Source organism: Tissierella sp. P1, assembly GCF_002266425.1.
Lineage (GTDB): Bacteria > Bacillota > Clostridia > Tissierellales > Tissierellaceae > Tissierella > Tissierella carlieri.
Window position 1 is genome coordinate 94,246 of the sequence record NZ_NPMN01000015.1, and the last position, 14,316, is coordinate 108,561.

Annotated in this window: 15 protein-coding genes and 1 pseudogene; 15 read left to right on the plus strand and 1 reads right to left on the minus strand. The window is 34.6% G+C overall.

Features of this window, described 5'->3' with window-relative positions:
- Positions 1-152: 152 nt before the first annotated feature.
- From CIW83_RS12135 to CIW83_RS22265, 15 genes are all read left to right on the plus strand, one after another.
- Positions 153-644, plus strand: coding sequence for an RNA polymerase sigma factor (locus CIW83_RS12135; RefSeq protein ID WP_094901538.1), 492 nt, complete (start codon positions 153-155; stop codon positions 642-644).
- Positions 631-978 (plus strand): hypothetical protein, encoded by a 348-nt coding sequence (locus CIW83_RS23010; RefSeq protein WP_201259846.1) that lies wholly within the window; start codon positions 631-633, stop codon positions 976-978. The genes CIW83_RS12135 and CIW83_RS23010 overlap by 14 nt, the downstream gene beginning before the upstream one ends.
- A gap of 32 nt (positions 979-1,010) precedes the next feature.
- Positions 1,011-1,925 carry a hypothetical protein gene (locus tag CIW83_RS12140; protein WP_201259847.1) on the plus strand — a complete coding sequence of 305 codons (915 nt, stop codon included), beginning with the start codon at positions 1,011-1,013 and terminating at the stop codon, positions 1,923-1,925.
- 405 nt (positions 1,926-2,330) lie between these two features.
- Positions 2,331-2,795 carry a GNAT family N-acetyltransferase gene (locus CIW83_RS12145; protein ID WP_094901540.1) on the plus strand — a complete coding sequence of 155 codons (465 nt, stop codon included), beginning with the start codon at positions 2,331-2,333 and terminating at the stop codon, positions 2,793-2,795.
- A 320-nt stretch (positions 2,796-3,115) separates the two neighbouring features.
- Positions 3,116-4,126, plus strand: a complete 1,011-nt coding sequence (locus CIW83_RS12150) for a GNAT family N-acetyltransferase (protein ID WP_094901542.1) — start codon at positions 3,116-3,118, stop codon at positions 4,124-4,126.
- 373 nt (positions 4,127-4,499) lie between these two features.
- The gene (locus tag CIW83_RS23015; RefSeq protein ID WP_201259848.1) at positions 4,500-5,681 is read left to right on the plus strand and encodes a GNAT family N-acetyltransferase; all 1,182 of its coding nucleotides are present in this window, start codon (positions 4,500-4,502) and stop codon (positions 5,679-5,681) included.
- A 466-nt stretch (positions 5,682-6,147) separates the two neighbouring features.
- Positions 6,148-6,741: a GTPase RsgA gene (gene rsgA, locus CIW83_RS24390; RefSeq protein ID WP_094901544.1), complete on the plus strand. Its 594-nt coding sequence runs from the start codon at positions 6,148-6,150 to the stop codon at positions 6,739-6,741.
- On the plus strand, positions 6,713-7,186 hold the full coding sequence (rsgA, locus tag CIW83_RS24395) for a ribosome small subunit-dependent GTPase A (protein ID WP_094901546.1): 474 nt from the start codon (positions 6,713-6,715) through the stop codon (positions 7,184-7,186). The genes rsgA (CIW83_RS24390) and rsgA (CIW83_RS24395) overlap by 29 nt, the downstream gene beginning before the upstream one ends.
- 466 nt (positions 7,187-7,652) lie before the next feature.
- Positions 7,653-8,297, plus strand: coding sequence for a hypothetical protein (locus CIW83_RS12180; RefSeq protein ID WP_094901548.1), 645 nt, complete (start codon positions 7,653-7,655; stop codon positions 8,295-8,297).
- Between the two features lie 22 nt (positions 8,298-8,319).
- On the plus strand, positions 8,320-9,462 hold the full coding sequence (locus CIW83_RS12185; RefSeq protein ID WP_235601307.1) for a sodium ion-translocating decarboxylase subunit beta: 1,143 nt from the start codon (positions 8,320-8,322) through the stop codon (positions 9,460-9,462).
- 125 nt (positions 9,463-9,587) lie between these two features.
- A complete protein-coding gene (locus CIW83_RS12190; RefSeq protein WP_158220110.1) occupies positions 9,588-11,102 on the plus strand; it encodes an ATP-binding protein in 1,515 nt (504 codons plus the stop codon).
- A 101-nt stretch (positions 11,103-11,203) separates the two neighbouring features.
- Entirely contained in the window at positions 11,204-11,905 is a 702-nt protein-coding gene (locus CIW83_RS12195; protein ID WP_094901554.1) for a response regulator, read from the plus strand.
- Between the two features lie 262 nt (positions 11,906-12,167).
- Entirely contained in the window at positions 12,168-12,473 is a 306-nt protein-coding gene (locus tag CIW83_RS12200) for an AbrB/MazE/SpoVT family DNA-binding domain-containing protein (protein WP_094901562.1), read from the plus strand.
- The gene (locus CIW83_RS12205) at positions 12,466-13,650 is read left to right on the plus strand and encodes a macrolide family glycosyltransferase (RefSeq protein ID WP_094901556.1); all 1,185 of its coding nucleotides are present in this window, start codon (positions 12,466-12,468) and stop codon (positions 13,648-13,650) included. Before CIW83_RS12200 ends, CIW83_RS12205 begins: the two co-directional genes overlap by 8 nt.
- Before the next feature lie 250 nt (positions 13,651-13,900).
- A complete protein-coding gene (locus tag CIW83_RS22265; RefSeq protein WP_158220111.1) occupies positions 13,901-14,128 on the plus strand; it encodes a hypothetical protein in 228 nt (75 codons plus the stop codon).
- 48 nt (positions 14,129-14,176) lie between these two features.
- On the opposite strand, the pseudogene CIW83_RS23725 reads toward CIW83_RS22265, so the two are convergent.
- A pseudogene (locus tag CIW83_RS23725) lies at positions 14,177-14,254 on the minus strand (hypothetical protein); the annotation flags it as partial.
- Between the last annotated feature and the right edge of the window lie 62 nt (positions 14,255-14,316).

The window sequence follows — 14,316 nt, forward strand, 5'->3', positions numbered from 1 at the left end:
TATTTTTCTACATGCTGACGATTGTTGGTCGATACTTCTTAAACATGGTCAAGCACTTTCTTCTGTCTCATCCGATGGAGTATAAACTTTTTCAAGATACTTGCAGCCTTTTTGTCATCTAAAGCGTATATAGGTTAAAGGAGGTGGAGCAAATGGCATTTAAGTCCTATCGGCCGGAGGACTTTGAAGAATTTGTAACAAAACATGAAAATAGGATTTATCGCACTGCACTCGCTATTACAGGAAACATATCTGATGCCGAGGACATAGTGCAAGAGGTATTTCTGCGTGCTTATGAGAAGGCTCCCGAATTTGAATCAGAAGAGCATGAAAAGGCGTGGCTCATAAGGGTAACAGTAAACCTCTGCAATAGTCGACTGAGATCCCCTTGGCACAAGCGAAGAACTCTGCTTCTTGATTCTTATCCAGCTTCAGAGCCAGAGCAGTATGAATTACTTGAGCAAATCATGAACTTACCGTCTAAATACCGCACAGTTATCCATTTGTTTTATTATGAGGGTTATTCCATTAAGGATATTTCTGAGCTGACCGGGCAAAAGGAAGCCACCGTAAGAAGTCATCTGACTCGAGCTCGTCAAAAGCTTAAATTTGTTTTAAAGGAGGACGATTATGAAAGCATATAACGAATACATGAATAAAATATTGGTTTCGGAAACGTTACATCAAAGATTAGTATCCTCTCCCGACAATGTCAGACTTAAGAGCCGTCCTATTATGATCAAGCGCTATGTCGCAGCCTTTGCTTGTCTTACCGTTATCTTGCTTGGTGTTCTAACAATCCCTCAATTAATGCAAAATAATGTAATACCGATGCCGGGCGAAACTCCATCCGTTTCCCAGCCCAGTGAAAATGCGCTGCGCCCGACACGTCAAGCAAATACACTTTATATTTCAATAAAGCCGATTTTCAAGTCGCGGCCAACATTGCTATTTCGGGGCATTTTGAGCAAGAGCTAACCGTCGACGAGCTTAACGCTGTTTTCCCCGCGTTGGTAAATACACGTACCATTACAGCAACGGCGAATTTTCAAAGTGATAAAAATGGAGCAACCCTATTCAATATTGATGCCCATGCCGTATCCGCTGCTGGACTCAAGACCTATATCCAGATTGGGCCCGGTGCAGTCGTACTCGACTATGGGTTTGACGTTGAAACAAAAGCCTCAGATGTCCTGGGAACACTAGTCACAGCTGGGTATTTTGAGACTAACTCGAACAGCAAGGGGCTTAGGAATGTCATCTATTTTGCCACCTTCAAGCTTTCAGATGTAGCTTATTATGTGGAACTTGGTGGTACAGAAACGGAAAAGGAAGCTCTCAAGAATGAAATATCTGAGTTGATCGGTCTTCTGATTAAAGGAGGTGCTGGCGATCTTAATGTATTTCATCCGGTTGTGCCCGAACTGCGTCAAGATCGGCTCAATCTTGATGAAGCCTGCGCGGACGTTGATTTCGGTGCATATTTACCGGCAGAAGTCCCTGCTGGATTTGTGTTTGAGGATGCCTTACGCTTTATCAATCAAGAGCAGGATGCACTGTTTGTTAACTGGAGAAAAGGTATGGGATATATCGACTGGCGCGTTTCAATACTCAATGATAACGACAAAACCCGTATCACATCTATTGCAGACAAGAAGAATTACGACCTCTCACTCTATCCTATTCCCCGCGCCGATTCAGTGCCTGACGATTTACGGGAGATTGTTGATAATCCAATTTTCCTCAGTGAGGAGATAACGCTCGAAGCTGTACAGGCACGGACATATGAGATTACGGATACAGGTGATGAATCAGGTTCCCGAATGTGCTTCGGCGTGTTGTATGGAGATATCCTTGTGGAAATCAGGGTAAAAGGTGCTTCGTCGGAAGCGATGTTTGATATCTTACAGCAGATTAAGAAATAATCCCAGTTGGCTGATGTGGAGTAGTATGTGTAAGACCGTACCATAAGTAATAGCGGTTATTTTATAGGGGATTAAAATAAGCTTTTAGCAGAGCCACGATATTGATATCGTGGCTCTTTAATCTAAACATAAAACTCAACAGTGGGGTTTCAATTTAAAAAATATTTAATGCTTATTAAAAACTTATTGCAATTGACCCGACGTCAAGTGATATTATTATGTTATAGACATGTAAGACATCAAAGGAAGGAGGTGCTTAACAGAATGAGTCAACATATACCTATTCATAATGATTTCTATTTAACCTCATTGGAACCTGTGAAAAGAATGTAATTTTCAATATTATATAGGCTATTACCGCTAGCTGGAAGTCAGCACAAATTTTATGGCAAGGATGTGTATAGTATGATAAATTTTGCTGTTGCAGAAATGAAGGACTTAAAAACATTAAGGGAGATTTCTCTGAAAGCATTTCATGATGATCTGAAAAAATATGGTGCATTGCCACCTGGAATTGATTCTATAGAATGGCATACTTCTAAAATAGAAAGGGGTATGTACTACAAAATCCTAGTGGATGATATGATAGCAGGAGGAATAAATTTATACGACTTGGGGGATGGGCATTTCTGCTTAGGGGCTATTTTTATTTCTCCAGAATATCAAAGCCGGGGGATTGGTTCAAAGGCAATTGAATTCATAGAAAAGAAATATGACCAGGTTAAGAGATGGACCTTAGATACTCCATATCTCAATACTGGCAACCATAGATTCTATGAAAAACATGGTTATAGGAAGGTTGATGAGATACAGCCCCAAAAAGACGTAGAATTTTGCCTCTATATTTATGAAAAGCAGATGGACGAATAATTGATAGCTTGGCGGTATTTATCAGGAAGTTTGTTGGAAAATGTAACAAAACTGTTCTGCTATATTATACGGTAAAAGTATATATGTACAGGAAAAACCTCTGTTATAACTGTTATGGCGAACTGTATCACAAGTAAATACAAAAATGGCCTAAAAGTAAGATGTATCAATACTTGTAGGCGTTTTTTTATTTCTGAATAGGCGTTAAGATTCGAAAATATAAGACAAAAAATTAATAATTCATTTTTACATATCTAGTAATAATCTATTATGATAGAATATGTAATATAATGTAAACTTATTAAGGGGGAGGAATAGAAATGAAAATATGTGAGTTCAAGCCAATTAGCATAGATGATATACCCGCAATGGCTGATTTGCTAATACATAGGCAAAGTTTTGAAGGTGAAGTGTTTCCGTTTCTAAAAAACAGTTGTCTTAATGTTAAATATGCAACGGATATACTTGGAAAATTGTTTGTTAATAATAAGGTCATTGGGATAGGAGCATTTACTAATAATGAACTAGTAGGTTATATAATCGGAGAGATAAAGATTGATACTCTTAGGGGTAGACACGTATGGGTGCCCTATGAGGGAATAGCAATCAGAATGGATCAATCCTCTGAACTTATAAGGAATCTATATGCAAAGGTTTCAGTGGCGTGGCTAGAGCAAGGTTGCTTTATGCACTACACTATAATACCTCTTGGAAATCAGGTGTACTATGATGCCTACCAACGATTAAGCTTTTTTATCCAGCAAGTACACGGGGTAATGAACATGGAGGATTACAAGCCCTTTGAAAATGTATCTGATGCAGAGATTAGAGTTGCTAATAAAATGGATAGTGAAATGATGGGTAAAATGTCTAGCATAATCCAATCATATCATAATTCTGCACCTACGTTTGAGCCTGCGTTACCTGAGGTTGTATTGGATATGAAAGCTGCATATAAAAGTATAGTAGAGGAAAATGACGAAACGTTTCTCATTGCGATAAAGGACATGAAGGAATTAGGATTTCAAGAATATTGTCCGATTACTTCAGATTTGATGACACCCGACAATGGAGTAGAGTTGGGTATTGCAGGTACTTACTATTCTCAAATGGGAAGAGGTGTTGGTAAAAAGTTAATGAATGAAGGCTGTAGGATTATGAAAGAAAAGGGATATAACAGTATGATAACAGATTGGAGAATAACCAATCTTGCTTCTTCAACATTTTGGCCCAAGTGCGGGTTTAGGCCAGTAGCTTATAGAATGGTTAGATACATTAACAGTAATATAGCATGGGCAAACTTTAACAATCCGAGTATAAAGTTGTTGTAGCAAATTCAGTCAGGTATTTTTTATCCTCACTAACAGAAAAAATGGTGCGGTCAGTTACACATAGAAAAGTAAAGAGCATGGAAGAACGAATCATAAGTGATTAACCTTTGCCTCAATGGATACAAAATAGAATGAAATCCGTATTACTTGCCCTAAGTGTTAAAAACACACAAAAAGCAATATTAAGTATGAGAACAACATTTTAAGTGCACAAATTGTAGATGACTATTCAATGGATATAATTGATTTAGGTTAAGGTTAAATTTACATGACTATGAACAGGAATTTTTTGAAGGGATTATTATAACTATAAATTGAGCAGAACTAGAGAAGGTTAAGACAATAGCTGCTATAAGAAGAAAGGATAAAAGCTATGGAATACGAAATTATACATTTACCAAAAGAGAAATGGAAAGGAACTGTTATTCCAATTAGGTATATAACAGACAAGTATTATGATGTTTATGTAAATAAAACAGATAAAGGATTCGCTATTGGGATAGAAAAGAAAGATTTTACAGAGCCAGTAACTCATACACCAGAAGAATATGATTTTCCAGATAAGCTATATGAGGATCACTGGGAGAATGCTTATGCTTGGGGAGTGTTAGTTGATGGTGAATTAGTTGCCGCAATTGAAACTGACCAAGAACTATGGTCTAATCGTCTAAGAATTACAGAACTTTGGGTGGCAGAAAAATATCAAAAGCAAGGAATAGGTCATGCGTTAGTTGAAATGGCCAAGGAACAAGCAAGAAGAGAACGTCGTCGTGCTATTATACTAGAAACACAATCTTGTAATGTTAATGCAATAGATTTTTATCAGCATGAAGGATTTAGCTTGATAGGTATGGATACTTGCTGCTACAAGAATAATGATTTACAAAGAAAAGAAGTAAGGTTAGAATTTGGATGGTTTCCAGAAGAAAAGAAAAGATTAAATAGAGAAGAAATAGAAATTAGAATGGAAACAAAGTCGGATTGGTACAATGTAGAGTTAATGACACAGCATGCATTTTGGAATAAGCATCATCTTGGATGTAACGAACATTATCTTGTGCATAAATTACGTCAAGATAAAGACTATCTTCCAGAGCTAAGCAGAATAGCAGTAAAGGATGGAGAGATAATAGGATGTATAATGTATTCACAGGCACGAGTTGTTGATGGGACAGATACACATGAAATTATAACCTTTGGACCTCTTTGCGTAGAGCCTAAATGGCAGGGATGTGGAGTTGGTGAGCTGTTATTAAGAGAAACAATGAAATTAGCTGCAAATAAGGGGTATAAAGGGATTGTAATTTTTGGAGAACCAGATTATTATCCTAGAATAGGATTTAAAACATGTGACAACTTTAACATTACAACTGCCGAGGGTAAAAACTTTGATGCATTTATGGGAATTGAATTAGTAGAAGATAGTATGAAAGGCATAAAAGGAAAATTCTATGAATCGGAAGTTTTTGAAAATCTTCCAAAGGAAGAAGTGGAAGAATATAATAAAAAATTCCCACAACTACAAAAATTAAGATTTCCAGGACAATGGGATTAATAAAGTATTAAAATCAGTTTATATACCCTTATTAACAGAGTATTAATTTCATTGAATCTATAAATTTCAGTTTATCTTTATATAAGCATGAGGAGCTGTCTTATTATCAATATAGAAAATAAATGCACTAAGATGTAAAAATTTTGGTGCTATTTTTTTAGAGCAAGGGCATAGGCACATTGCCGACTAAGATGAATTATATCTATATAATTGAAAATTATGGTTGTATTTTCTATTTCATTTTAGTACAATATAAGAAAATACAGCTTTCAATTTTATTTCGAAGGGAGTTGATTAAATTATGGCAAATTTGAATACGGTGATAAATCAATAATTTAATACTTGAGTGTACGTTGGAACTGTGATTTTTCCGTGTACTCTATAAAAACAACCCTTTTGAAAATACTGTATAAACAGAACTTGTCGATGGGCAAGTTTTTTTGTGCAAAAAATTGGAGGTAATACGGTGAGATTTGAAGAAATTTATAAGAGCGAAAGGATTCTGACAAGAGAAAAAGATAATTTAATTGTAGCTCGTGTTAGCGAAGTGCAGAGAGAATTATTCAAGGTACTATGTGGATATGGAGAAACAAATGCAAAATTAAAAGGTGCTTTTTATAAAGATAAAATGAATAAAGAGTATCCTGTAGTGGGAGACTACGTTCTTCTAAAATATAATGAAAATGGAGATTCTTTAATTCAGGAAATATGTGAACGAAAGAGTTCTTTTTCTAGAACAGATTTTTCAGGACATGCTGCTGGATATGTTAAAACAGTGAAAGAGCAGGTAATAGCAGCTAATTTTGATTATATATTTATTCTTTCATCTTTGAATCATGACTTTAATTTAAATAGAATAACAAGATATATTAGTGTGGCTTTGCAAAGTGGTGGAAAACCGATAGTGATTTTGACAAAAGCAGATGAATGTGATAATCCAGAGGCTTATATAACACAGGTAAAAAGTATATCAGAAAAGGCTGATGTTCTCGCTATTAGTGCCAAAACTGGATATGGAATGAAACAATTAAATGTATATATACAGGCAGGAAAACTATAGTTTTTTAGGATCTTCTGGCGTAGGGAAATCGACACTTGTGAATGCAATTGCAGGGGAAGAAATTATGATGGTAAGTGAGATACGTGAAAATGATTCTAAAGGGCGACATACGACAACTCATAGACAGTTGATTGAGCTTGCTTCAGGAGTAATTGTTATTGATACTCCAGGAATTAGGGAACTTGGAATGTGGGATGTTGAAGATGGCATAAACGATACGTTTTCGGATGTAATTGAACTTTTTACTAAATGTAAATACAATAACTGTAGCCATAGCAAGGAGCCAGGATGTGCAGTAAATCAAGCAATTGAAGAGGGGATACTTTCAAAAGATAGATGGAAAACATACTGTCAGCTGTCAAATGAAAATGAATGGGGAAAGAATAAATCAATATATACTAAAAAAGGGAAATTGGAGAATAAGATAAAAAGAGGAAAGAAATAAAAAATGAAAATTCAATCCTGAATAATCACATTTAAAAAGACTGATACAATCAAAGATGGGTTCAAACACTCTGAGATAATTTAATCAGCTAAATATAAAAATAAAAAGTTGGTTGCTCTAATAGGAGTAGGCAACTTTTTTCATGTAAAAGTGCCTTATTAATCTCTTAAATCCTATGAGATTAGTCAAGCTTTTCAGACTATAAACAAGACAAATAAAATTTCCTTCAGCATTCAATGATCAAAAGATTTTAGTTAGAAAATATGTATATATACAGGTGGTTACAGTTATTCTGCAGTACAAGAAGTCTTTTTACTTAATTACTGGACAAACTCACTTAAGTGATGTGGGAGGTTGGTGGAATTAATTCTATCGACCTCCCAATTTTCTTAACAACTTCTTTATACCTATTTCTTTTATAATTAATAGGAATGAATAAGATTTTAGAGTAAAAAAGGAGGAAAATATGTTAGAAAATCGTGTTTTTACTATTGAATCTCCAAAGAATAAGCTGATCACTCTAGATGTAATTCCTGGTCACTTCACTACAGGAAATTCACATGTAAATCATTATTTGAACATGAGTAGAATAAAAGTAAATGCACTAGTGGCAAGGGATGTAGCTAGAGAAATGGCTATTCCTTATTTGGCAAAGAGTCTTGTAGATACCATCATTTGCATGGAAGATACAGATGTAATTGGTGCATATATGGCAGAAGAACTTATGGAAAATGGTTCTATGGTAGTCAATAGTGACAGAGAGATTCATGTGATACGTCCCACAGTTTCTGTAAGTGGGCAGCTGATTTTTATGCAAAGTAATCAGAAATTTGTTTACAACAAACATATTGTTTTGCTGATAAGTTCTGCTTCTACTGGTAAAACCATTTTAAAGGCATTGGAATGTATTAGTTATTATGGAGGGAAACTCGAAGGGATATCTGCTATTTTTTCTGCAAAGAATGAAATAGCAGGTTATGAAATCAATGCCATCTTCAGTGCTGAGGATATACCAAATTATGAAGTATCAAAGCCATCTGAATGTAAAATGTGTAAAGAGAAACAGAAGATAGATGCTATTGTTAACCACGATGGCTACACAATAGTGTAGATATACAAATGATTAGGAGATGATGGATATTAATTACATAACTAGTATAATAGACAGTTTAACACTGTCCCAGATAATAATGATAATTTTGGGACTTGCCCTTGCATATATGGCTGTAGAGAGGAAATATGAGCCATTACTCCTTCTTCCATTGGCATTTGGAATGATTATTGCTAATATACCTATTGCAGGTCTGTCTTCCTATGATGAAGGTGGGTTGATTTATTATTTATACAAGGGTATTGAGCTTGGGATTTATCCTCCCATGATTTTTATCTGTATTGGTGCAATGACAGATTTTAGTCCCTTAATGTCATCACCTAAGACAGCATTAATTGGTCTTGGAGGTCAGCTTGGCATTTTTGCAGCGATGTTCGGAGCATTAGGTTTAGGATATGTAGTTTCATATTTTATCCCTGGCTTTGAAAATTTCACTATGAAGGAAGCGGCAGCAATCGGAGTGATAGGAAGTTCAGATGGTCCGATCTCAATTTATATCACAAAACAACTGGCAAGTCATTTGCTTCCGACGATTACTATTGCAGCGTATTCATATATGGCTTTAGTTCCCCTTATTCAGCCGCCGATAATGAGAGCGCTTACTACCAAAAAGGAAAGAATGATAGTTATGCCTATTCCTAAAAAGGTATCTAGAAGAAAGAAAATTATTTTTCCTATTGTAATAACGTTGTTAGTTTTAATTTTTGTACCTTCTGCCGCAACATTGATTGCAATGTTAATGCTTGGTAATCTTATCAGAGAGAGCGGTGTGACAGAAAGGTTATCCAGAATGCTTCAGGGAGATTTATTGAATTTGCTTACATTATTAATTGGTTTATCTATTGGAGGAAGTGCAACGGCCGATAGGGTATTAAATATTAAAACACTTCTTATTATTGTCTTAGGTCTTTTTGCATTTATAATGGGAACAGCTGGAGGAATAATAGTAGCAAAAATTTTATGCAAATTGACAGGGGGAAAGGTGAATCCTCTCATTGGAAATGCAGGAGTATCTGCAATGCCTATGGCTGCCAGAATATCTCAGAAGTTAGGTCAAGAATACAATCCTTCGAACCATCTTTTAATGCATGCAATGGGACCTATTGTTGCAAGCACCATAGGTTCAGCAATTATAGCAGGGATTTTTATTTCCATGTTTGGGTAACAAGTTACTAATATAAATGCTATTGTTAGAACTATGATATAATATATGATAATAAATGTATGAGGATTAAAAATGATATTATGTATTTGATTGATAGTCATATAGAAAGTATAGGGTGGGTTAATTTGAATAAGAAAAAGTTTAAAAATATTATTTTCTCTCTCTGTATTCTTTGTAGTACATTATTTATCTGTGAAGTTCTTTACCGTTATGATCTTGGACATCAAAATATAAATATTGTAATGTCTATGGCAATATTTATTATTACAGCTGTTACAGAAGGATATATTTATGGAGTGTTGTCGGCAGTTATAGGAGTATTTACTTATGATTTTCTAATAACCTCGCCAAGGTTTGGCTTTAGTTTTACTTTGGATTTCCCAGTGACTCTTATTATACTGCTGACTGTAGTTTTTACTAGCAGTACTATTACTACCAGAATTAAGGCACAGGCAGAACATGCTAGGAAGAAGCGTAAACATGCTGAACTGTTATATAGTATTAATCGGAAGCTTCTTTCTACAAGGGATTTGGATACCATAGTAAGATACTCGATGGAATTTTTAAAGGATGAATTAATACATTCTATAGCTTTTTTTGAAGATATCAAACCAAAAGGAAAGCTAAATCCTTATTTTAGATATGTAAAGGATGATGTGGGTATTGAGTATTTTACTAAAGAGGAAATATTTTATTTAGTAAGACTTGCTGCGGATAAACAGGAAGCCTTGGATGATAAGGACTATGGATATTTTTTTCCCATAGTTGCACAGAATATTACCTATGGAGTATTTGCTTTTTCCTTTGGGGAAAAGGATTTGAACAAGAAGCAAAAGGTATTTTTAGAATTAATATCCGATCAAACGGCTCAAGCACTTAGAATGTATCGTCTTATGGTAGAACAGCAAGAAGCTAAGGTGATGATGGAAGCGGAAAAAGTAAAGAACAGCTTTTTAAGAAGCATATCTCACGATTTGAGAACTCCACTTACTGGTATTATAGGTGCCAGCTCTACTCTATTGGAAGAAGGAAATAAAATACCTTATGAAATACAGACCAAATTAATAGAGGGAATACAGAATGATTCCCAATGGCTTTTAAATATGATTGAAAACATATTGTCCATTACAAAGGTTCAGAAGAATGATATGGTAATTGATAAATCAGAAGAAATCGTAGAAGAGGTTATAGAAGGAGCTGTCTCAACTTTCCGCAAACGCTTTCCTAATGCTGAAGTCATTGTAAATCAGCCTGAAAATGTGATTTTACTTCCAATAGATATTATGTTGATCTCCCAAGTCCTTATTAATCTTTTGGAAAATACACAAAAACACGCTCAAGGTCAAAAGTCAGATGTGGTAATAGAAGTAAAAGAAATGGGTGATTTTGTGAGTTTTATTATAGCGGACAACGGTCCGGGGATAGATTCAAAGATTCTTCCTATGTTATTTAACTTTACGGTTACGTCAGAAAATCTATATAAAGATTCAACACGAGATTTGGGGATTGGACTTTCTATTTGTAAAACTATAATCAGAGCCCATGGAGGAGAGATATATGCAAATAATCGGCCAGAAGGCGGGGCACAATTTATGTTTACAATACCGCTTTGCAGGGAGAAATATGAAAAAAATTATTAATAGACACAAAGATTGTATCTGGAAGAGGTCTCTTACGAGTCTTTTTAGAGGTTGTTTGTGTTTGCAACTCAGAGAGCGTAGGTTGCTAGAAAGGTATTGCTATGGAAAATAAACACGTTATTATGATAGTAGAGGATGAGGAAGCAATCAGCGAATTCATTTCTGTGAAACTAGAGTTACAAGGCTATAGGACGCTGAAGGCTGTTAATGGGCAAGAAGCAATTTCCCTTGCTTCATCTCATTGTCCGGATTTAATCTTACTGGATTTAGGACTGCCGGATATGGATGGCATGGAAGTAATTGAATCTATTAGGAGTTGGAGCTTGGTTCCTGTGATTATTGTATCGGCAAGACATGAAGAGAAGTTCATTATATCAGCTCTTGACAGTGGTGCAGATGACTATATTACAAAGCCTTTTAACAATGCTATTCTAATGGCAAGAATTAGAACTGCTCTGCGGAAAGGGCATATATCGAAAATAAAGAACAGCAAGGTAAATCAATCCTTTAGTTTGGGTGATTTATACATTGATTATGATAAGAGAATAGTAACAGTAGCTGAAAAGGCAGTACATTTGACTCCTATTGAATATCGAATTATTGTCTTGCTTTCTCTGAATGCGGGTACTGTACTGACCCATGAGTTTCTATGCCGTGAACTTTGGGGACCATATGTGAGCAAAAGCAAAGCACTTAGGGTCAATGTTGCAAACCTTAGAAGAAAAATTGAAAAAAATACGGCAGATCCCCAATATATTTTAACAGAAATGGGAGTTGGATACAGGATGTTAGAAGAAGTATGATAGGGTGCAATTATCATATTTATTAATGTTTTAAGAAGTAAATTTAAATATCGAGGTTATAAATATTATAATTAAATATATAAATGTGTTTTTGTCCTCTAGACTCATAGGTTTAGGGGACATTTTTGAGTATTAGTATCATTACAACTTAGGAGATGTATATTTATCTAGTAATATTTAAGTTAGTTAATTGACAAAATTTCAATATAAAGGTATAATTAGTATAACTAGTATGAAAAGTAATACTGAAAGGGAGTGTACTATGAATAAAAAAATTTTAGAAGATAAATATATGGGTTCTGTGAAGGTAGGTTCAAAGGGGCAGATTGTTATTCCAAAGGAAGTAAGAGATATGTTTGATATTTCTCCAGGAGATACTTTAATTTTACTTGCAGATGCCCAAAGAGGTATTGCAATTGAGCGGTATGATGTTTTTTCTAAGATTGCCGATGCAATTTTTGAAGGTAAGGCACAGGAAATTTATCCATCGAAATCGGAAGAAGATTCACTTATTTTTGCAAAAGAAATAAAAAAATTGAGTAAGTCTGGAGAAGAATGCGATGAGTAAAATAGTATTCTTCAGTATCCCAGCTCATGGACACACTAATCCTACTATAGCAGTAGTAGATGAATTGGTAAAACGAGGTCATGAAGTTTGGTATTATTCTTTTTATGAGTTTCAAGAGAAAATTGAAAATGCAGGTGCTAAATTTATTCCGTGTGATAACTATCTACCAGAACTTACACCAGATGTAGAAAAGAAAGTGGGAAAGGATTTTGCATCTCTTATAGAGATGACAGCAGATATGACTATGAGCCTAGATGAAAAGGTATGTAGAGAGCTTAAAGAATTTCAACCACATTGTATAGTATCAGACTCTATATGTATTTGGGGAAAATTATTTGCAATAAAATTAGATATCCCCTATGTTTGTTCTACTACGACTTTTGCAATGAATAAACATACTGCAAGGCTGATGAAACAAAGCCTAAAAGAAATATTCCGTATGCTTATGGGCATTCCAAGAATTAATAAAAAAATAAATCTACTTCAAGAAAAAGGTTATAAGGTAAAAAACTTTATAAGTATTATTCAAAATGATAATAATACTGATACAATTGTTTATACATCCAAAGAATTTCAGCCTATGGCAGAAACATTTTCAGATAAGTATGCTTTTGTGGGGCCTTCTTTCCAAGTTCCAGAAATTGATCAAATTGAAAAGAAATATCCACTGATTTACATCTCATTGGGAACTGTATTGAATCAAAATAGACATTTTTATCAAAACTGTATTCAGGCATTAGCTGATGTAGATTGCCAAGTTATCATGTCTGTTGGAGAGAAGACAGACATTTTTAGCTTTGGCAAATTGCCAGATAATTTTAAAATTTATCCCAAAGTTGAACAATTAGAAGTTTTGCAACAGACTGATTTATTTATTACCCATTGCGGAATGAATAGTATAAGTGAAAGTTTATATTTTGGTGTGCCATCTATTTTATTTCCATTACATAGTGAGGAAGTTATGGTGGCAAACCGAGTAGCGGAATTGAATGCTGGGAAAAGATTAAAATCAAGTACTGCAAGTAGCATCCGAGAAATTGTTTTACAAATATTGAATGATGTATCATATAAAAGAAATGCAGAAGTAATTTCTAAAGGTTTGCAGAAAGCTGGAGGAGCAAGTGCAGCTGCAAATAAGATAGAGAAGGTATGTAATGAAAGCTTAGATATATATTGAGCCCATAGTGTCGATAAGAGATAAACAGATGAATCTAAAAACCTATAAAGGATTTTAGGCAGTTAAAATCATAGGATAAAACTGGTAAAATAGAGTATAAAGGCGTCACTTAGTAATAATCTAATTTAGAAAATAAGGTCTGGATAGAGCTAATAAACAAAAAACTGTATTTTACTAAATTTTGTTGAAAAAACCCTATATTTCATAGGGTTTTTTCAATAATCTTAATTCTCTTATAGGAATGAAAGACATGCTTTATAAACATTTACTAAGTTTACTGATCTCAATTTATTTACTACTAGAAATTATAGGTCGTTTAATTATATTATCTATAACTTCTATTTCTATGGCTTTTGCAATAGAAACATTCATAGCCAATTTTGCAATGACAACAAGATTTGTAATAAACTTTATTACAGTGACAACAGCATTTGCAGTAAATTTTGCAACGGAAACTAATGGTTGTATCTACTGTTGAAGTATTGTTATTAGGATTAGGGTCTGGTGTTGTAGAAGTTACTTCCGCCGTGTTGGTAATAGTTCCGGTAGCTGTCTTAGAAACTATTCCCCTTATTATAATAATCCTTGAAGCTCCTGCTGCCAACGTGCCAATATTATAGCTACCCGTCCATGGACTCCAAGTTGCTCCCTCATCTGCTGAGAACT

Bases quoted from the DNA above. Each gene is read 5' to 3' on its own strand.
- CIW83_RS12135 (WP_094901538.1), top strand. From the start codon at position 153: ATGGCATTTAAGTCCTATCGGCCGGAGGACTTTGAAGAATTTGTAACA.
- CIW83_RS23010 (WP_201259846.1), top strand. From the start codon at position 631: ATGAAAGCATATAACGAATACATGAATAAAATATTGGTTTCGGAAACG.
- CIW83_RS12145 (WP_094901540.1), top strand. From the start codon at position 2,331: ATGATAAATTTTGCTGTTGCAGAAATGAAGGACTTAAAAACATTAAGG.
- CIW83_RS12150 (WP_094901542.1), top strand. From the start codon at position 3,116: ATGAAAATATGTGAGTTCAAGCCAATTAGCATAGATGATATACCCGCA.
- CIW83_RS23015 (WP_201259848.1), top strand. From the start codon at position 4,500: ATGGAATACGAAATTATACATTTACCAAAAGAGAAATGGAAAGGAACT.
- rsgA (WP_094901546.1), top strand. From the start codon at position 6,713: ATGTATATATACAGGCAGGAAAACTATAGTTTTTTAGGATCTTCTGGC.
- CIW83_RS12180 (WP_094901548.1), top strand. From the start codon at position 7,653: ATGTTAGAAAATCGTGTTTTTACTATTGAATCTCCAAAGAATAAGCTG.
- CIW83_RS12185 (WP_235601307.1), top strand. From the start codon at position 8,320: ATGGATATTAATTACATAACTAGTATAATAGACAGTTTAACACTGTCC.
- CIW83_RS12195 (WP_094901554.1), top strand. From the start codon at position 11,204: ATGGAAAATAAACACGTTATTATGATAGTAGAGGATGAGGAAGCAATC.
- CIW83_RS12200 (WP_094901562.1), top strand. From the start codon at position 12,168: ATGAATAAAAAAATTTTAGAAGATAAATATATGGGTTCTGTGAAGGTA.
- CIW83_RS12205 (WP_094901556.1), top strand. From the start codon at position 12,466: ATGAGTAAAATAGTATTCTTCAGTATCCCAGCTCATGGACACACTAAT.
- CIW83_RS22265 (WP_158220111.1), top strand. From the start codon at position 13,901: ATGCTTTATAAACATTTACTAAGTTTACTGATCTCAATTTATTTACTA.